Below are 19,380 nucleotides of genomic sequence, written 5' to 3' on the forward strand. Positions count from 1 at the left end.
GCGCCGCGCCGCCGAGAGTCGATGGGGCGTTTCCTATCAGCCGATAGCTAAACTAGAGCCTATTCCGTTCCGATTATACCGGAACGGGCTCTAGCCTCTTATTTTGACGCGCTTTCTTCACGCGAACCGCTACCCGGTTCGCTCGAAAACGCTCTAAGCCAGATCGGCCTTCATCAGCGCGCGAATAGCCTTCGGAATCGGCTGCGCGCGGCCGCCGCTGATGAAGGCGACGCGGACCTCGGCCTTCACAAGCACGTCATCGCCGCGCCGGACTTCCTGAGCGAGCAAGATGGAGGCGCCCTTCACCGCGATCGGCCAAGTCACGACATCGAGCATGTCGTCCATCCGCGCAGGCTTGAGGAAATCGAGCGTCATCGAGCGCACGACAAAGGCGAAGCCGCCAGTCTCTTCCTGCGCCTCCTCGAACAGCGCGTTCTGTTCGGCGCCCATCAGACGGAGATGATTGGTGCGGCCGCGCTCCATGAAGCGCAGGTAGTTGGCGTGGTAGACGATGCCGGAAAAATCGGTGTCTTCGTAATAGACACGGACCTGCATATGGTGGCGGCCATCGCGGATCACGCCGTCGATATGGGGTAAGGTCAATTGCGGCCCCTCGATTGCCCTCGGAACGGGAACAACAATCGTGTTGCGCAAATTCCTCGATCACGCAAGCGCGCTCAGGACACCACCGGCCCCTTTGCGCCGAGCGTGACCTGCACGATCTCGGGCGGCACGCCGAGGCGGAACGGCATGATGCTGCAGCCGAGGCCGCCGGAGACGACGACGTCGCATTTCAGCTTGATATGGCCATAGGCGAGCCGCATGCCGTGCTTCACCGGCACCGCCGGCGACCAGCCGAGCAACCGGACCTGCCCACCATGGGTGTGGCCGGACAATTGCAGCGCAACGCGCGAGGGCACCCGGAGCGCGACGTCGGGCTCATGCGCGAGCAGGATCACCGGCGCGTCGTCTGTGACCTTGGCAAGCGTCGCGTTGAGATCGTCGACGCCGATGCGCGTGACCTGGCGATAGGGCCGCGCCGCCATGAAGGCGAGCTGGTCGCCGAGACCGGCGAGCCAGAACGGACGGCCGTCCTTGGCGAGCCGCACCGCGTCGTTCTCGTAGACCGGAATCCCCGCCCCCTCCAGCGCGCGGCGCGCCAGCGGGATGCCGCGCCCCAAGCGCTGTACCGCCTTGTCTTCCCAGTAGTCGTGGTTGCCGAGCACGGCGTGCACGCCGAGCGGCGCCTTCAGGCTCTTCAGCACCGCGGCCCAGTCGGAGGCCGGAATGAAGCGCGTGACGTGGCGCAGCCCCGCGACATAGTCGCCGAGCAGCACGATGATGTCGGGGTTCAGGCCGTTCGTCCGCTCGACGATCTCTGCGATGCGATCGAGCGACATCCAGGGATCGCAGGCGTGGATGTCGGCGAGTGCGGCGATCTTGAGCCGAAAGTCCGCCGGCCATTGCCGCGGCGACAGATCGTAGCGCGTGAGCGCGAGGCGGACGACCGGCTCGCTCAAGCCATAGGCCGCGGTCGAAGCGGTGGCGGCGGTCAACCCGCCGAACCCGCGCAGAAAATGACGACGTGAAATCATGGACGTTTGATCGGTGATGCCTGGCGCTTGTCGAAAACACTTTGGGCTATCATAGGCCCTTTGATTGGAGCGAAATTGGGCCGCGTTTGTGCGGACGGCCTGCAGAGATGCCGTCAGCGGCCAAGGTTACCGGCAAGTGCGATGCGCCGCATCAACACGTCTCTTCACGACTTCGGGAGCGGAGGCGAGCATGAAGAACCGCTTCGCCCTTTTCCGGATCATGCGTCAGTCGTCGTCGCCATTGCCGCCGAACAGCCCGAACTGCGAGGGGTCGCGGTTCGGCTCGGCGAGGCCGAGATGGCGGAAGGCATGCGAGGTCAGGAGCCGGCCACGCGGAGTGCGCTGCAGATAGCCGCACTGGATCAGATAGGGCTCGATGATGTCCTCGATCGCATCGCGCGGCTCCGACAGCGCCGCCGCCATGGTCTCGACGCCGACCGGTCCGCCGCCATAGTTCAGGGCGATGGTGGTGAGATAGCGCCGGTCCATCGCATCGAGCCCGGCGCTGTCGACCTCGAGCGCGCTCAGCGCCCGGTCGGCGATGCCGCGGTCGACGGAATCGGCATCGGCGGCGGAGGCAAAGTCGCGCACCCGGCGCAGCAGGCGGCCGGCGATGCGCGGCGTGCCGCGGGCGCGGCGCGCGATCTCGTTGGCGCCGTCGGGGCTCATGCCGATATTGAGCACGCGGGCGCCGCGGGTGACGATCTTCTCCAGCTCTTCCTCGGTGTAGAAATTGAGCCGGATCGGAATGCCGAAGCGGTCGCGCAAGGGATTGGTGAGCAACCCCGCACGCGTCGTCGCGCCGACCAGCGTGAATTTCGACAATTCGATTTTCACAGAACGCGCCGCGGGACCTTCGCCGATGATCAGGTCGAGCTGAAAATCCTCCATCGCGGGATAGAGCACTTCCTCGACCGCCGGGCTGAGGCGATGAATCTCGTCGATGAACAGCACGTCGCGCTCTTCGAGATTGGTCAGCAGCGCCGCGAGATCGCCGGCCTTCGCAATGACAGGGCCGGAGGTGGCGCGAAACCCGACGCCGAGCTCGCGCGCGACGATCTGCGCCAGCGTGGTCTTGCCGAGGCCGGGCGGACCGACGAACAGCACATGATCGAGCGCCTCGCCGCGCTTCTTCGCAGCCTCGATGAAGATCGAGAGATTCTTGCGCGCCTGGGCCTGGCCGACGAACTCGGTCAGCGACTGCGGCCGCAGCGCGGTGTCGCCGACATCATCGGAGCGGCGTTCGGGCGAGACCATGCGCGAGGGCGTGTTCATATCGCTAAACCAGCACGAGGTGGTTGTTCTCCCTCTCCCCGCCCTTGCGGGGAGAGGGTTGGGGTGAGGGGCTCCATCCGCGAGCGCGATGCGTGTTGAGACCTGTACCCCCTCACCCGGACCGCATCTTCGATGCGGTCCGACCTCTCCCCGCAAGCGGGGCGAGGTGAAGAAGAGAGACGCTTCGATACACAACTCACTTCGACAATTCCTTCAGGCCCAGCCGGATCAGCTGCGCGGTCTCGACGCTCTCACCGGCGCTGCGCGAGGCGGCGGCGATGGCGGCAGCGGCTTGCGGCTGGCCGTAGCCGAGATTGACCAGCGCCGAGATCGCGTCGGTCACCGGGCGCGGCGCGCGGTTGTTGTCGATCGCGCCCGACAGATGCACCACCGCGGGATCGACATCGGCGAAGCCCGGCGCCTTGTCCTTCAGTTCGCTGACGATGCGCTCGGCGACCTTCGGCCCGACCCCCGGCGTCCGCGCCACCGCCGCCTTGTCGCGCAGCGCGATCGCATTGGCGAGATCGGTCGGCGGCAGCGTGCCGAGCACCGCGAGCGCGACCTTGGCGCCGACGCCCTGCACGGTCTGCAGCAGGCGAAACCATTCGCGCTCGTGATCGCTGCGGAAGCCGAACAGTTTGATCTGGTCCTCGCGGACATAGGTCTCGATCGAGAGCACGGCAGCGCCGCCCGGCGACGGCAGCGCCTGCAGCGTGCGGCTCGCGCAATGCACCTGATAGCCGACGCCGCCGACGTCGAGGATCACATAGTCCTCGCCATAGGAATCGATCAGGCCCTTCAGCTTGCCGATCATAGGTTCGCCACCTTGAGCCGCAGCGCGGTGCTCTGGCGGTGATGGGCGTGGGTGATCGCGACCGCGAGCGCGTCCGCGGCGTCGGCGGACGGCGGCTCGGCTTTCGGCAGCAGGATCTTCAGCATCACCTGGATCTGGCTCTTCTCGGCATGTCCGGCGCCGACCACGGTCTTCTTGACCTGGTTCGGCGCGTATTCGGCGACCGAGATACCGAACATTGCGGGCGCCAGCATGGCGACGCCGCGCGCCTGGCCGAGCTTCAGCGTGGCAACGCCGTCCTTGTTGACGAAGGTCTGCTCGACCGCCGCCTCCGCCGGTCGGTGGTGGGCGAGCACGGCAGCCAGCCCCTCATGGATCGCAAGCAGCCGGCTCGCCAGCGGCAGATCGTCCGGCGGCTCGACCGAACCGCAGGCGATATAGACGAGACGATTGCCTTCGGTCTCGATCACCCCCCAGCCGGTGCGGCGGAGACCCGGATCGATACCGATGATGCGGACGGGAGAGCGAATCGGCTGGGATGTCATGGGGTAGTGATACCGCCTGCGCCGGGAGAACGAAACACAAACGGAGCCTCATCCCCGCCTCCGTCGCGGTCAGCTCGGCCCATCGCCCAGCCTCGGCTCGTCGTCCCCCGCGAAAGCGGGGGATCCAGTACGCCGCGGCCTCGCGGATCAAATGAAGGTCTCTGGAATACTGGATCGCCCGGTCGAGCCGGGCGATGACAGCGGAGCAAATGGATCAACCGCCCATCTTCGCGATCAGCGCGTCGGACACCTCGAAATTGGCGAACACATTCTGCACGTCGTCGTGCTCGTTGAGCAGGTCCATCAGCTTCAGCAGCTTTTCGCCGGTCTCGTCGTCGACCGAAACGGTGTTCTGCGGCTTCCAGGTCAGCGCCGCCTTGCGCGGCTCGCCGAACTTCGCTTCCAGCGCTTTTGCGACTTCGCGGAAGGTGTCCTGCGAGGCGTAGACCTCGTGGCCGCCCTCGCTGGAGACCACGTCGTCGGCGCCGGCCTCGATCGCGGCGTCCAGCATCGCGTCGTCGGAGGCGACCTTGGCGTCGTATTCGATGATGCCGGTGCGATCGAACATGAAGGCGACCGAGCCGGTTTCGCCGAGATTGCCGCCCGACTTGGTGAAGAAGGAGCGGATGTCGGAAGCAGCGCGGTTGCGGTTGTCGGTCAGCGCCTCGACGATGACGGCGACGCCGCCGGGGCCATAACCCTCGTAGCGGATCTCGTCGTAGTTCTCGCCCTCATTGCCCGCGGCCTTCTTGATGGCGCGGTCGATATTGTCCTTGGGCATGTTCTCGGCGCGGGCCGCGACCACGGCGGCGCGCAGCCGCGGATTCATCGCCGGGTCCGGGGTGCCGAGCTTGGCCGCCACGGTGATTTCGCGGGCCAGCTTGCCGAAAAGCTTCGACTTCTGGGCATCCTGCCGGCCCTTGCGGTGCATGATGTTCTTGAATTGGGAATGGCCGGCCATGCGACGTCTCTTCGGAGCTTAGGGTCTGAACAGGGATGGAAAACGCGGCCTTATAGGCCCCTCACGGTCAAAATCAAAGGATCGGCGGGGCCCTACGGCGGAGGAATACTACCGCAAGCCGGAATATGAGGCACTTGTTAACCATGACTTCACGCCCGGATGCGAGGATCGCCCCGTCCCGCCGCAACTTTCCACAGCCCCTAAAGAGCCCACATGGCGTTCGGTTTGTTTCGAAAGCAAGTGCCGGAGCCGGCTGCGCCGGCCGTCGCGCCGCAGGTTCCAACCGCGGCCGCCACCCCTCAGGTCTCGACCGAGACTGATTTGGCCAAGGATTCATCCAAGGAAATCCTGGAATTGCTGGAACTCGAGCTCGGGGCGATGATCCGCCAGCTCGAGCGCGCCGCGAGCTCGGTCGCCGACGGCGCCGAGGCGACGGCAGCCAAGCTCGCCACCATTCGCGCCCGCACCGATGCGCTGACCGGCCGCAGCAGCGATGCGCAGAGCACCGCGACGACGTTCTCGCAAGCCGCCGACCGTTTCACCCACTCCGCCGAGGGCATCGGCGCGCAGGTTCGCAGCGCGAGCCAGCTCGCCGACGACGCCGCGGCCGCGGCGCGCGAGGCCACCGACAATGTCGATCGCCTGCGCGAGTCTTCGGCCGCGATCGGCAACGTCGTCAATCTGATCGCGCAGATCGCGCGGCAGACCACGCTGCTCGCGCTGAACTCGACGATCGAGGCGGCGCGCGCCGGTGCCGCCGGCAAGGGCTTTGCGGTGGTCGCAACTGAGGTCAAGGCGCTGGCAGTGCAGACCCAGAGCGCGACCGAGGAGATCACCCGCAAGATCGAGGTATTGCAGAAGGACGCCACCGGATCGGCGGACGCGGTCCACCGCATCTCCCAGGCGATCGAAAAGATCCGCCCGGTGTTCGAGAACGTCAACGGAGCGGTTGCCGAGCAGAATGAAATCACCGGTGAGATGGGCCAGAATGCCGCCTCCGCTTCGCACTTCATCGTCTCGGTCGGCACCAGCGCCGGCGAGATCGACTCGGCAACACGCGAAGCCGCCGCGCATGGCGACAATGTCGCCAAGGCCGGCAAGACGGTGACCGCATTCGCGCAGAAGCTGAAAGCGCGCTGCGCGGTGCTGTTGCGCCAGGACGAGCGCGGCGATCCGCGCAAGAACGAGCGCCTGCCCTGCAGCCTCAAGATCGAGATCACGACCGCGCGCGGCCTCGTCACCGCGCCGGTCTACGAGATCGCGATGGACGGCATTCTGATCGGCGGACCCGATGCCGGGAAGCTGCCGGTGCAGGAGACCCTGAACGGGACATTGCAGGAGGTCGGCGCGTGCCGGATCCGGATCGGCGAGCGCTCCAAGGCAGGCAGCCAGGCCCGCTTCGAGGCGGCAACCGCCGAGCTGCGGGAAAAAATCGAAGACCGGATGTGGGCGATCCACGAGGAGAACGCCGAACTCGTCACCCGCGCGATCGAAGCCGGCAGCGCGCTGAGCAAGATGTTCGAGAACGGGCTGGCAAGCGGCGCGATCGCGATATCTGACATGTTCGACACCGATTATGTCGAGATCGCAGGCACCAACCCGGTGCAGTACCGCACCAAAATGCTGGACTGGGCGGAGCGCACGCTGCCGGCGTTCCAGGAGGCATTCCTCGCCAGGGACAAGCGGATGGCGTTCTGTGTGATGATCGACCAGAACGGCTACCTGCCGGTCCATAATAAGCTCTACTCGCAGCCGCAGCGGCCGGGCGACGTGACATACAACACCGCCAACAGCCGCAACCGCCGCATCTTCAACGACGCCGCGGGCCTCGCCGCCGGCCGCAACCAGCGCGCCTATCTGATCCAGACTTATGCGCGCGACATGGGAGGCGGCAACACGGTGATGATGCGCGAGATCGACGTACCGATCCGAGTGCGCGGCCGGCATTGGGGCGGGTTCCGCACCGCCTACAAGCTTTGAACGCTTCGTAGCCCGGATGCGGCGAAGTGTAATCGGGGATGCGTGTTGCACGGACAGGAGCCCCGGATTTCGCTGCGCTGCATCCGGGCTACAGGGTGCGCGCTCAGGCAAGACCGGCAGCGCGAATCACGCTTTAGGATCGGAATGGGGAATGCTGCGGCGGCCGACGGGCCGCTGTAACGGAGGAAGCGTCGACATGTCGGCCGCGCAACTTGCAGTTCTGGATACGTCATCGGACCGAACGCTGGCCGAGCGGCTGGTGGACCAGCTCGCCGACCGCATCGGCGGCCTCGGGGTGGAACTCGCCGACATCGCCGGCAACGTCCAGGAGGTCGCGAACCGCGTCAGCAGCCAGTCCGAGCGCTTCCATCATTTGCAGACGACCGCCGAGACGATGGTCGCCGCCAATCACGACATCGCCAACGCATCGCAGGCGGTGCAAACGACCGCATCCGCCGCGGTCGGCCAGATCGCGGAGTCCCGCCATGTGGTCGAGACGGCGGTCAGCCATATCGCGGAGCTCGTCGCGGCGGTCGGACGGATCGAGGCGCGGCTCGCCGCGGTCGGCTCCGCGCTGAGCCAGGTTGCCAAGGTTTCCGGTTCGATCGAGGCGATCGCCAAGCAGACCAATCTGCTGGCGCTCAACGCCACCATCGAGGCGGCGCGCGCCGGCAATGCCGGCCGCGGCTTTGCGGTGGTCGCGAGCGAGGTCAAGAACCTTGCGGAAGCGACGCGCCAGGCGACGCATCAGATTTCCGACACCGTGCGCGATCTCGACGGCCAGATCGGCAGCCTGATCGGCGAGAGCAGCGATGCCTCGTTGCGCGCCAAGAGCGCCGGCGAAGGCGCCCAGCAGATTTCGGGCATCATCATGCGCGTGCAGGAAGGCTTTTCATCCGTCGGCGCCGAGATCGGCAGCGTGGCGCGCGCCGCGACCTCCAATCTCGGCCATTGCGACAGCGTGATCGCGGAGCTGAACGAGCTGGCCAAGGGTGTCGACCTCTCCTCGCGCGACCTCAAGCATGCCGACAGCCGCGTCGCGAAACTGCTCGAGCTCTCCGAGAGCCTGATCGTGACCATCGCCGACAGCGGCGTGGAGACCAGTGATACGCCACTGATCCGCGTCGTGATCGACACCGCAAGGCGGATCTCCGAGCTGTTCGAGAATGCCGTCGCGCGCGGCGAGATCACGCTCGCGCAATTGATGGACGAGAATTATCGCGAGATCGCCGGCACCAATCCGAAGCAGTATCTCACCGACTACGTCGCCTTCACCGACCGCGTGTTGCCCGCGATCCAGGATCCGATCCAGAAGAGCGATCCGCGCATCGTGTTCTGCGTCGCCTGGGCGCGCAGCGGCTATCTGCCGACCCACAATCCGAACTACCGGCAGCCGCAGGGGCCGGACCCGGTCTGGAACAACGCCAATTGCCGCAACCGCCGCCTGTTCAACGATCGCGCGGTGAGCAAGGTCGCGGCCAACACAAAACCGTTCCTGCTGCAGACCTATCGCCGCGACATGGGCGGCGGCAATTTCGTGCTGATGAAGGACCTGTCATCGCCGATCGTCGTAAACGGCCGCCACTGGGGCGCATTCCGGATGGGTTTTAGGCAGAGTTGACGGCAGCTCCGTAGCCCGGATGGAGCGAAGCGTAATCCGGGCTACGGGCTACGTCCAAAACCCCGGCACCGCAGGCTCGAGCCGCCCGCCGGCGCGCACCGGCGCGACCTTCACCGCAAGCCCGGTCGCATCGTCGGTCTCGACCGCGATGCCGCTCAGCGTTGCCACACCGCCCGCCGGCTCGAAGCGACCGGAGGGAATCCCGGTGAGGAAGCGCTGCAGCGGCTCCTCCTTCTGCATGCCGATCACCGAGTCATAGTCGCCGGTCATGCCGGCATCGCTCATATAGGCGGTGCCGCCCGGCAGCACCTGATGATCGGCGGTCGGCACATGGGTATGGGTACCGACCACGAGGCTGACGCGGCCATCGCAGAAGAAGCCGACGCCCTGCTTCTCGCTGGTCGCCTCGGCATGGAAATCGAGCACGATGGCGTCACAGCCCTCGCGCAGCGGACAGGCCTCGAGCTCGCGCTCGATAGCGCTGAACGGATCGTTCGAGGACGGCTCCATGAAGACGCGGCCGATCGCGTTGATGACCAGCGCGCGCTTGCCGCTCTTGGTATCGACCAGCGTGGCGCCGCGGCCGGGCGAATGTCGCGGGAAATTCAGCGGGCGGATCAGGCGCGGCGCGCGCTCGATGAAGACCAGCGCCTCCTTCTGATTCCAGGCGTGGTTGCCGAGCGTGATCGCATCGGCGCCGGCGTCGAGCAGCTCCTGGTAGATCGCCTCGGTGATGCCGAAGCCGCCGGCGGAATTCTCGCCATTGACGACCACGAGATCGAGCGACCAGTCCCTGATCATGCCGGGAAGGTGGTCGGCGATGGCGGTGCGGCCGGTCCTGCCGACGACGTCACCAACGAAGAGAATTCGCAAGGCTAGCTACTCCGGAAATCGAACGTCTTGCGCTCCGTTAGCACATAATCGAGCGGGACGTCGTGCGACAGCGCCGGAATCGCCTTGGTTTCCTGTGCAGCAAAGGCAAGTCCGACCCCGATCACATGCTTGGCCTTGCGCAGATGCGCGAAGGTATAGTCGTAATAGCCGGCGCCGTAGCCGATGCGGTGACCGAGCTTGTCGAATGCCGCGAGCGGCACCAACATCACGTCCGGATGCACCTCGGCGGCGGCCGGCGACGGCTCGGGAATGCCGAGCGGCCCGAGCATCAGCCGATCCTGCGGCGACCAGCTGCGGAAGATCAGCGACTGGCCGCGCGCGTTGATGCACGGCAGCGCGAGCCGCGCGCCCTTGTCGGCAAGCTTCTTCATCAACGGCGCCGGATCGAGCTCGCTGCGGATCGGCGCATAGCCTGAGACGATCATGCCCTGCGCGATCTCGAACGGCGCGCCGCGCTTGGCGAGCGCTTCGGCAGCCGTCGCGCGCTGCTCGTCGCTCAGCGCATCGCGCTTGGCGAGAGCAAGTGCCCGGAGCTCGGCCTTCGATGGAGATGCGTGCATGATCCATCTTCCGCTGTCGTCGTCCGCGACAACGGACGATCCATCATTCCAGAGACGCTAGCTTTCGTTAAGGCCAGGCCGCGGCGCGCTGGACGCCCCGTATCGCGGGGCACAACACTAGACAAATCAAACCGCCGCAGCGCGACAACAAGGCAACAGCAAAAATCAGTGCGAAGCCGCAGAGGCCGTTGGAGCGCTCGATCCCGGAGTTCCCTACGAAAGTAGGTGGGCACCATATGTCCGGGTCCACGGACCCGGCCAGGGACAGTTCCCTAAAGGATCGATAAGGCCCCGGGGATATATGGCTCCTGACGCACGACGCAGCTTCGCGGGGGCTAATCTAGCCATCGTTGCCCCAATCCGCCAGCGGTAAGGAAGACGCAGCCGAGACTCATGCACTTCTCTCCACCCTCCCCTGGAGGGGGAGGGTCAGTACGCATGAAGCGTAGCGGAATGCGAACCGGGGTGGGGTGATCTCTCAACGCGGGCACTGCACGTGTGGAAAGACCGTCGCCCCACCTCGCCGCTCATTTCATGAGCGGCGATCCTCCCCTCCAGGGGAGGATAAGATCACCCTATGCCGGAAAATATAAATCACCCGATCGCGATGCCGCCGCCGATGGTGCGGTTGAGCACCTGCGTGGTGCGCTCGATCCGCTCCGCGGCGGCGTTGAGCGCGTTGGAGACCGCGGTCTGGGTCGCGCGGGCGCGGTCGATGGCGGCGACGCGCGCATTGCGCAGCTGCTCGACCTCCTCCTCGAGGCTGCGGATGCGTGCGCTGGCGTCGACCAGTTCGTCGCAGGCGGTAAGCGCCGCCATCACCGTCAGCCGCGCATCGCCGATCTCGCCGAACTTGCCGCGCAGCGATTCCACACGCTGCTGGAGATTTTCCGCGAGCTTCAGGAGCCGCACCTCCTGGCCCTCCTCGCAGGCCATCCGGTATTGCCGGCCATTGATGGTGACGTTGATGTGGCTCATCTGCTGTCTCCGCCGTCGAGCACGGCGCGAATGCTGCCGATTGCCGCGTCGAGTTTTTCCGCGATCTCGCGATTGGCGCGCTCGAGCTTGCGCGTCTTCACCAGCGATCCGTCGAGCTCGTCCGCAAGCCTGGAGCGATCGGCGCCGAGCGCCTGGATGCGGCTCGCCAATTCGTTCTCGTCGCGGTCGGCCTCGCGGCGGCGCTCCACCGAGCTCTCCAGCGCATCGAGCGCTGCCATCAGCCGCTTTGTCGCAGCATCGATATCGGCAAGCGGTGCCTCGGTATTGCCAGACCCGTTGGCGAGACGATCACTCATGACACGCGGCGTGGACCTTTCAAGTCGGTTGGCTTGGTGGCCTGCGGAAGACAGCCCTGCCGCACGGCAAAACTGGCGGTTCGGCAAGCGTTTACGGGACGAAATTTACGTGGCAAGCGAGCCCAGCGCAACGGCGGCGCAGAACTATGCACCGTTGAATGAAATAGGGCGATTTCGGGCCACTTTTCCCCGTTTTGAGGCGTTTCATCGCCTTGGACTTGCGGAATTGAGGTGCTAATCCACCCCCAACCCGTAAGGCCATCCACGCGCGTATCGCGGCTGCCCGCCCCGATCCGTCCAGCAATCAGCTCCTCATTTTAGGCGGACTTTTCATCATGACGCAGGTCGATCACACCCGTATGGCCAATGCGATCCGTGGCCTTGCCATGGACGCCGTCGAAAAGGCGAATTCCGGCCATCCCGGCCTGCCGATGGGCGCCGCCGACATCGCGACCGTCCTGTTCACAAAATTCCTGAGATTCGATGCGGCCGACACGGCGTGGCCCGATCGCGACCGCTTCGTGCTCTCGGCCGGCCATGGCTCGATGCTGCTCTATTCGTTGCTGTACCTCACCGGCAACAAGGACATGACGCTCGACCAGCTCAAGCATTTCCGCCAGCTCGGATCGCTGACGCCGGGCCACCCGGAGAACTTCCACACCAAGGGCATCGAGACCACCACCGGTCCGCTCGGCCAGGGCATCGCGACCGCGGTCGGCATGGCGCTCGCCGAGAAGATGCTGGCCGCTGAGTTCGGCAAGAAGATCGTCAACCACCACACCTATGTGCTCGCCTCCGACGGCGACCTGATGGAGGGCATCTCGCAGGAAGCGATCGCGCTCGCCGGTGTCTGGCGGCTCAACAAGATGATCGTGCTGTACGACGACAACGGCATCTCGATCGACGGCCCGACCTCGATCTCCGATTCCGTCGATCAGGTGAAGCGCTTCAAGTCTGCAGGCTGGGCCGCCGAATTGATCGATGGCCACGATCCGCAGGCGATCGCCGCTGCAATCACCCGCGCGCAGAAATCCAACAAGCCCTCGATGATCGCCTGCAAGACCACGATCGGTTACGGCGCGCCGCACAAGGCCGGCACCGCCAAGGCGCATGGCGAGGCGCTCGGCGCCGACGAGCTCAAGGCGGCCAAGGAGAAGCTCGGCATTTCGCTCGAGCCGTTCTCGGTGCCCGACGATGTGCTGAAGGCCTGGCGCGAGGCAGGCAGCCGCGGCGCCGCCGAGCACAAGGCCTGGGACGAGCAGTTCGCGCAACTCGGCAGCCGCAAGCGCGCCGAGTTCGAACGCCGCATTCGCCACGAGCGGCCGCAGTCGCTCGCCAAGGGGCTGCGCGCCTTCAAGAAGGGGCTCCTGGAAAATCCGCTCAACGTCGCGACCCGCAAATCGTCGGAAGCCGCGATCGAGGTGATTGCGGCTGCGATGCCGATGGAATTCGTCGCCGGCTCCGCCGACCTCACCGGCTCCAACAACAACAAGGCGAAGTCGGCGACGGCGTTCGGTGCCAAGACGCCGAAGGGCCGCTTCATCCATTACGGCGTCCGCGAGCACGGCATGGCGGCGTGCCTCAACGGCATCTTCCTGCATGGCGGCTTCGCGCCGAACGGCGCCACCTTCCTGGTGTTCACCGACTACGCGCGCGGCGCGATGCGGCTGTCGGCGCTGATGGGCACCGGTGTCGTCTATGTCATGACCCATGACTCGATCGGCCTCGGCGAGGACGGCCCGACGCACCAGCCGGTCGAGCATCTGTCCGCGTTGCGCGCGATGCCCAACATGCGCGTGTTCCGCCCCTGCGACGCGGTCGAGACCGCCGAGTGCTGGGAACTGGCGCTCAACCGCGTCGACGGACCGACGGTGCTGGCGCTGACCCGCCAGAACCTGCCGCAGCTCCGCACCACGGCGCCGAACGACAACCCGTGCAGCCACGGCGCCTATCAGCTGGTCGCGGCGCAGGGTGACGCAAAAGTGTCATTGTTCGCGTCGGGTTCCGAGGTCCAGATCGCGGTCGAGGCGCAGAAGCAGCTCGCCGGACGCGGCATCGCGACGCGGGTGGTCTCGGTCCCGTCGCTGGAATTGCTGCTGGCACAGCCCGCCGAGCGGCAAAATGCCATTATCGGCAACGCCCCGGTCAAGATCGCGATCGAGGCCGCGGTGCGCTGGGGCTGGGATGCCGTGATCGGCCATGACGGCGAATTCATCGGCATGCACGGATTTGGCGCCAGCGCCCCGGCGAAGGACCTTTTCCGGCATTTCGGCATTACTGCTGAAGCCGTCGTTAACGCTGCCACCAAGCGCGTCTGACGCTGGCCTGACACCCGCGGGCCAAGGTTGAGCTTGTCGCAAAAAAGGATTACCTAAGCTCCATCTTTTCCGTACGCGCCCGGCCGAACCGGGCGTTCCGCCGTAAAAACCTCGTGGGAGCGCTCCCGCGGGGCTGACAACAGCATTAGAGGAGACGAGCATGGCAATCCGCGTCGCGATCAACGGGTTTGGGCGTATCGGCCGCAACATTCTGCGCGCCATCGCCGAGTCCGGCCGCAAGGACATCGAGGTGGTCGGCATCAACGACCTCGGCCCGGTCGAGACCAACGCACACCTGCTGCGCTTCGATTCCGTGCACGGCCGCTTCCCCGGCACCGTCACGGTCGACGGCGACACGATCAGCCTCGGCGACAACAAGATCAAGGTTTCGGCCGAGCGCGATCCCTCCAAGCTGCCGTGGAAGGCGCTCGGCGTCGACGTCGCGCTGGAATGCACCGGCATCTTCACCGCGAAGGACAAGGCCTCCGCGCACCTCACCGCCGGCGCCAAGCGCGTGCTGGTCTCGGCGCCCGCCGACGGTGCTGACGCCACCATCGTCTACGGCGTCAACCACGACACGCTGACCAAGGATCACCTGGTGGTCTCGAACGGCTCCTGCACCACCAACTGCCTCGCGCCGGTCGCCAAGGTCCTGAACGACACCGTCGGCATCGAGACCGGCTTCATGACCACGATCCACGCCTATACCGGTGACCAGCCGACGCTCGACACCCTGCACAAGGATCTCTATCGCGGCCGCGCCGCGGCGATGTCGATGATCCCGACCTCGACCGGTGCCGCGAAAGCGATCGGCCTCGTGCTGCCCGAGCTGAAGGGCAAGCTCGACGGCGTCTCGGTCCGCGTTCCGACCCCGAACGTTTCCGTGATCGACCTCAAGATCGTCGCCAAGCGCGCAACCGACGCCAAGGAGATCAACGAGGCGATGAAGCGTGCGTCCGAGCAGCAGCTCAAGGGCATCCTCGGCTACACCACCGCGCCGAACGTCTCGATCGACTTCAACCACGATCCGCACTCGTCGACCTTCCACATGGACCAGACCAAGGTGCAGAACGGCAACTTCGTGCGCGTGATGTCCTGGTACGACAATGAGTGGGGCTTCTCGAACCGTATGGCGGACACCGCCGTCGCGATCGGCAAGCTGGTTTAAGTTCGACTGTTCGTGATGCCCGGCTCACCGCCGGGCATCTGCGTGTTTGCCCCCCGCGTTCGCGACCTCAACGGCCGCGACATCGGCAAGCGAAAGCGACGCCGTCCGTCGGACGGCGGTGTCCGGCCGCACAGGAAACGCTCATGACAAAATCGTTCCGCACCCTCGACGACGTCAACCTGAAGGGCAAGCGCGTGCTGCTGCGCGTCGACCTCAACGTCCCCATGGAAAATGGTCGCGTCACCGACGCCACCCGGCTCGAGCGCGTGGCCCCCACCATCACCGAAATTTCCGACAAGGGCGGCAAGGTGATCCTGCTCGCCCATTTCGGCCGCCCCAAGGGACGCGATCCCAAGGAATCGCTGAAGCCGGTCGCCGACGCGCTGTCGAAAGTGATCAAGCGCCCGGTGGCCTTCGCCGAGGACTGCATCGGCGAGCCCGCGGCCGCCGCTGTCGCGACCCTCAAGGACGGCGACATCCTCTGCCTGGAAAACACGCGTTTCCATAAGGAGGAAGAGAAGAACGACGCCGGCTTCGTTACAGAGCTCGCCAAGCTCGGCGACATCTGGGTCAACGACGCCTTCTCCGCCGCGCATCGCGCCCACGCCTCGACCGAGGGCCTCGGCCACAAGCTGCCGGCCTATGCCGGCCGCACCATGCAGGCCGAGCTCGACGCGCTCGGCAAGGCGCTGGAAGCGCCGACCAAGCCGGTGATCGCGATCATCGGCGGCGCCAAGGTCTCGACCAAGATCGACCTCTTGGAAAACCTCGTGAGCAAGGTCGACGCGCTGGTGATCGGCGGCGGCATGGCCAACACCTTCCTGCACGCGCAGGGCGTCGCCGTCGGCAAGTCGCTCGCCGAAAAGGATCTTGCCCCGACCGCGCTGCGGATCATGGAGAAGGCCAACGCCGCCAACTGTGCGATCATCCTCCCCGTCGACGCTGTCGTCGCCAACCAGTTTGCCGCCAATGCGCCGTCGCACGCCTATGGCCTCGATGCGATCCCGGCCGACGGCATGATCCTCGACGTCGGTCCGCAATCGATCGCGCGCATCCATGCCGCGATCGACGACGCGGCGACGCTGGTCTGGAACGGCCCGCTCGGCGCTTTCGAGCTGACGCCGTTCGACCGCGGCACCGTGGTATCGGCCAAACATGCCGCCGAACGCACCAAGACGAAGAAGCTGATCTCGGTCGCCGGCGGCGGCGATACCGTCGCGGCGCTGAACCAGGCGGGCGTGGGCGGCGATTTTTCCTACGTCTCGACCGCGGGCGGCGCGTTTCTTGAATGGATGGAAGGCAAGCCGCTGCCAGGCGTCGAAGTCTTGAAAAAAGGTTGATTTAGGTCACATCCGCGAACTTGCACTACAGGGAGAAATGGAATGGCTCGCATTACGTTGCGGCAACTGCTCGACCACGCGGCCGAGCATGATTACGGCGTACCTGCCTTCAACATCAACAACATGGAACAGGCGCTGTCGATCATGGCGGCAGCCTCCGAGGTCGACGCGCCCGTCATCATCCAGGCCTCGCGCGGCGCGCGCTCCTACGCCAACGACGTCATGCTCAAGCACATGATGGATGCCGTCACCGAAATCTACCCGCAGATCCCGGTCTGCGTGCATCTCGATCATGGCAACGAGCCCGCCACCTGCATGACCGCGATCCAGGCCGGCTTCACCTCGGTCATGATGGACGGCTCGCTGAAGGCCGACGGCAAGACCCCCGGCGACTGGGACTACAATGTCGGCGTCACCAAGACCGTGACCGGCATGGCCCATCTCGGCGGCATCTCGGTGGAAGGCGAGCTCGGCGTGCTCGGCTCGCTCGAGACCGGCATGGGCGACAAGGAAGACGGCCATGGCGCGGAGGGCAAGCTGTCGCACGACCAGCTGCTGACCAATCCGGACGAGGCCGTGAAGTTCGTCAAGGAAACCAAGGTCGACGCGCTGGCGATCGCGATGGGCACCTCGCACGGCGCCTACAAGTTCACCCGCAAGCCCGACGGCGACATCCTCGCCATGAACGTGATCGAGGAAATCCATCGCAAGCTGCCGAACACGCATCTCGTCATGCACGGCTCCTCGTCGGTGCCGCAGGAGCTGCAGGAGATCATCAACGCCAATGGCGGCAAGATGAAGCCGACCTGGGGCGTGCCGGTCGCCGAGATCCAGCGCGGCATCAAGAACGGCGTGCGCAAGATCAACATCGACACCGACAACCGGATGGCGATGACCGGCCAGATCCGCAAGGTGCTGAAGGACAATCCGGAAGAGTTCGATCCGCGCAAGTACCTGAAGCCCGCGATGGAGGCGATGACCAAGCTGTGCAAGCAGCGCCTGCAGGAGTTCAACACCGCGGGCCAGGCAAGCAAGATCAAGAAGGTGCTGACCACGGCGGAGATGGCCAAGCGCTACGCCGCGGGCCAGCTCGACCCCAAGGTCGCCTGACAAGGTTGCTTGACAAGCATATCGCCTGAAACATTACGGCGGGACACCGGCTCCGGCGCAGTCGGAAACGGTGTCCCGAGGGCTTGATCGCCGGCTGCGACAAACACCGGCCGCGACGAACGTTTTCTAGGCATTTGCCCGAGAACCGCCTATTTTGGTTTGCAAAGGCAATGGCTCTGGAGGACGCCCCGATGAACCTCTCCGACCTGAACAAAATCGCGCTTGCCATGGTCACCCCGGGCAAGGGCATTCTCGCCGCCGACGAATCCTCCGGCACCATCAAGAAGCGGTTCGACGCCATCAAGGTCGATTCGACCGAGGACAATCGCCGCGACTACCGCGAGATGCTGTTCCGCTCGCAGGAGGCGATGAGCAAGTACATCTCCGGCGTCATCCTTTACGACGAGACGATCTGGCAGAATGCCAAGGACGGCACGCCGCTGGTCAAGCTCATCGAGCAGGCCGGCGCGATCCCCGGCATCAAGGTCGACGAGGGCACGCAGGCGCTGCCGAACTGCCCGGGCGAACTCGTCACCGTCGGCCTCGACAAGCTCGCCGAGCGGCTGAAGAAATATTACGAGCGCGGTGCGCGCTTTGCGAAATGGCGCGCCGTGATCGACATCGGCTCGGGTGCCGGCAGCCACGGCATTCCGACCATGACCGCGATCCGCGTCAACGCCCATGCGCTGGCGCGCTATGCCGCGCTGTGCCAGGCCGCGCAGATCGTCCCGATCGTCGAGCCGGAAGTGCTGATGGACGGCGATCACGACATCGACCGCTGCTACGAGGTGACGCAGCGCGTGCTGAACCGCACCTTCCAGGAATTGCGGGTGCAGCGCGTCGCGCTCGAAGGCATGATCCTGAAGCCGAACATGGCGATCTCGGGCAAGAAGTGCCCCAAGCAGGCGCCGGTGCAGGAAGTCGCCGAGAAGACCATCCGCCTGCTCAAGAGCTGCGTACCCGCGGCGGTGCCCGGCATCGCCTTCCTCTCCGGCGGACAGAGCGACGAGGAAGCAACCGCCCACCTCGACGCCATGAACAAGATCGGCAATTTGCCCTGGAAACTGACCTTCTCCTACGGCCGTGCGCTGCAAGCGGCGCCGCAGAAGGCGTGGTCCGGCAAGCCCGACAACGTCCCCGCGGGCCAGCGCGCCTTCTCGCATCGCGCCCGGATGAACGGGCTCGCGAGCACCGGCAATTGGGAAGCCGACCTCGAGAAACAGGCGGCGTAGTTGGCGACCAAGCCCGTTCCGCCGCGGCCGGCACCGCGTCTCTATCTGGCAACGCCGGCGGTCGATGAGCCTGCGCGGCTTGCGGCCGAGCTCACCGAGCTGCTTGCCGCGGCCGATGTCGCGGCCGTGCTGGTGCGGCTGCGCGAGAGCGATCTGCGCAGCATGATCTCCACCATCAAGGCGCTGGCGCCTGCGATCCAGAACGCCGGCGCGGCGCTGCTGATCGACGGCCAGCCCGATATCGTGGCCCGCGCCGGCGCCGACGGCGCGCATCTGACCGGCATCGCCGCGATGGAAGAGGCGATGCCGTCGCTGAAACCCGACCGCATTGTCGGCGTCGGCGGGCTCGCGACCCGCCACGATTCCATGGCCGCGGGCGAAGCCGGTGCCGACTACGTGCTGTTCGGCGAGCCCGACGCCAACGGACAGCGGCCCTCGCGCGAGGCCATCGCCGAGCGGCTGGAATGGTGGGACGAATTGTTCGAGCCGCCCTGCGTCGGCTTTGCAACCTCGCGCGAGGAAGCCGAGGCGTTCGCGGCGGCCGGTGCGGATTTCGTGCTGGCCGGAGACTTCATCTGGTCCGATCCGCGCGGCGCCAAGGCGGCGCTTGTCGAGATCGGCGACGCGATTGCGCGGGCGCATGCCGGCACATTCGGCAAGGCCAAGGCCGACGGAAAGGCCGAGGGATGACGC

At 65.8% G+C, this 19,380-nt stretch carries 18 protein-coding genes and 1 other RNA gene; 8 read left to right on the top strand and 11 right to left on the bottom strand.

Annotated elements, in window-relative coordinates; genetic code table 11:
• Positions 1-153: 153 nt before the first annotated feature.
• The 6 genes from ybgC to QA639_RS36810 all read right to left on the bottom strand — a co-directional run bounded on the left by ybgC (position 154) and on the right by QA639_RS36810 (position 5,169).
• Positions 154-603, bottom strand: a complete 450-nt coding sequence (gene ybgC, locus QA639_RS36785) for a tol-pal system-associated acyl-CoA thioesterase (RefSeq protein ID WP_283088583.1) — start codon at positions 601-603, stop codon at positions 154-156.
• 74 nt (positions 604-677) lie between these two features.
• Complete coding sequence (locus QA639_RS36790; protein ID WP_283088584.1) at positions 678-1,595, bottom strand: metallophosphoesterase; 918 nt, start codon at positions 1,593-1,595, stop codon at positions 678-680.
• Positions 1,596-1,820: 225 nt separating this feature from the next.
• Positions 1,821-2,870: a Holliday junction branch migration DNA helicase RuvB gene (gene ruvB, locus QA639_RS36795; RefSeq protein WP_028332820.1), complete on the bottom strand. Its 1,050-nt coding sequence runs from the start codon at positions 2,868-2,870 to the stop codon at positions 1,821-1,823.
• Positions 2,871-3,066: 196 nt separating this feature from the next.
• Complete coding sequence (ruvA, locus tag QA639_RS36800) at positions 3,067-3,684, bottom strand: Holliday junction branch migration protein RuvA (RefSeq protein WP_283088585.1); 618 nt, start codon at positions 3,682-3,684, stop codon at positions 3,067-3,069.
• Positions 3,681-4,208 (bottom strand): crossover junction endodeoxyribonuclease RuvC, encoded by a 528-nt coding sequence (ruvC, locus tag QA639_RS36805; RefSeq protein WP_028332818.1) that lies wholly within the window; start codon positions 4,206-4,208, stop codon positions 3,681-3,683. The genes ruvA and ruvC overlap by 4 nt, the downstream gene beginning before the upstream one ends.
• Before the next feature lie 214 nt (positions 4,209-4,422).
• A complete protein-coding gene (locus tag QA639_RS36810) occupies positions 4,423-5,169 on the bottom strand; it encodes a YebC/PmpR family DNA-binding transcriptional regulator (RefSeq protein ID WP_028332817.1) in 747 nt (248 codons plus the stop codon).
• A 213-nt stretch (positions 5,170-5,382) separates the two neighbouring features.
• Between QA639_RS36810 and QA639_RS36815 the strand changes: the two genes are divergently transcribed.
• Complete coding sequence (locus tag QA639_RS36815) at positions 5,383-7,149, top strand: methyl-accepting chemotaxis protein (RefSeq protein WP_028332816.1); 1,767 nt, start codon at positions 5,383-5,385, stop codon at positions 7,147-7,149.
• 196 nt (positions 7,150-7,345) lie between these two features.
• A complete protein-coding gene (locus QA639_RS36820) occupies positions 7,346-8,770 on the top strand; it encodes a methyl-accepting chemotaxis protein (RefSeq protein WP_283088586.1) in 1,425 nt (474 codons plus the stop codon).
• Between the two features lie 48 nt (positions 8,771-8,818).
• On the opposite strand, the gene QA639_RS36825 is transcribed toward QA639_RS36820, so the two are convergent.
• From QA639_RS36825 to QA639_RS36845, 5 genes are all read right to left on the bottom strand, one after another.
• A complete protein-coding gene (locus tag QA639_RS36825; protein WP_283088587.1) occupies positions 8,819-9,643 on the bottom strand; it encodes a TIGR00282 family metallophosphoesterase in 825 nt (274 codons plus the stop codon).
• Positions 9,644-9,645: 2 nt separating this feature from the next.
• Entirely contained in the window at positions 9,646-10,224 is a 579-nt protein-coding gene (locus tag QA639_RS36830) for a 5-formyltetrahydrofolate cyclo-ligase (RefSeq protein WP_028343974.1), read from the bottom strand.
• Positions 10,225-10,393: 169 nt separating this feature from the next.
• A non-coding RNA gene (gene ssrS / locus QA639_RS36835) (6S RNA) lies at positions 10,394-10,554 on the bottom strand.
• Positions 10,555-10,818: 264 nt separating this feature from the next.
• Entirely contained in the window at positions 10,819-11,202 is a 384-nt protein-coding gene (locus tag QA639_RS36840) for a cell division protein ZapA (protein WP_028332812.1), read from the bottom strand.
• Positions 11,199-11,519, bottom strand: coding sequence for a DUF4164 domain-containing protein (locus tag QA639_RS36845; protein ID WP_018269681.1), 321 nt, complete (start codon positions 11,517-11,519; stop codon positions 11,199-11,201). The genes QA639_RS36840 and QA639_RS36845 overlap by 4 nt, the downstream gene beginning before the upstream one ends.
• A gap of 335 nt (positions 11,520-11,854) precedes the next feature.
• Between QA639_RS36845 and tkt the strand changes: the two genes are divergently transcribed.
• The 6 genes from tkt to QA639_RS36875 all read left to right on the top strand — a co-directional run bounded on the left by tkt (position 11,855) and on the right by QA639_RS36875 (position 19,377).
• A complete protein-coding gene (tkt, locus tag QA639_RS36850) occupies positions 11,855-13,837 on the top strand; it encodes a transketolase (RefSeq protein ID WP_283088588.1) in 1,983 nt (660 codons plus the stop codon).
• A gap of 160 nt (positions 13,838-13,997) precedes the next feature.
• Entirely contained in the window at positions 13,998-15,005 is a 1,008-nt protein-coding gene (gene gap / locus QA639_RS36855) for a type I glyceraldehyde-3-phosphate dehydrogenase (RefSeq protein ID WP_028332810.1), read from the top strand.
• A gap of 143 nt (positions 15,006-15,148) precedes the next feature.
• Positions 15,149-16,345, top strand: coding sequence for a phosphoglycerate kinase (locus tag QA639_RS36860; protein ID WP_050385255.1), 1,197 nt, complete (start codon positions 15,149-15,151; stop codon positions 16,343-16,345).
• 42 nt (positions 16,346-16,387) lie between these two features.
• Positions 16,388-17,455 (top strand): class II fructose-bisphosphate aldolase, encoded by a 1,068-nt coding sequence (gene fba / locus QA639_RS36865; RefSeq protein WP_028332808.1) that lies wholly within the window; start codon positions 16,388-16,390, stop codon positions 17,453-17,455.
• Between the two features lie 191 nt (positions 17,456-17,646).
• Entirely contained in the window at positions 17,647-18,687 is a 1,041-nt protein-coding gene (locus QA639_RS36870; RefSeq protein ID WP_028332807.1) for a class I fructose-bisphosphate aldolase, read from the top strand.
• Positions 18,688-19,377 carry a thiamine phosphate synthase gene (locus tag QA639_RS36875; RefSeq protein ID WP_028332806.1) on the top strand — a complete coding sequence of 230 codons (690 nt, stop codon included), beginning with the start codon at positions 18,688-18,690 and terminating at the stop codon, positions 19,375-19,377. It begins immediately after the preceding gene.
• Positions 19,378-19,380: the final 3 nt, after the last annotated feature.

Source organism: Bradyrhizobium pachyrhizi (assembly GCF_029714545.1).
Taxonomy (GTDB): Bacteria; Pseudomonadota; Alphaproteobacteria; order Rhizobiales; family Xanthobacteraceae; genus Bradyrhizobium; species Bradyrhizobium pachyrhizi.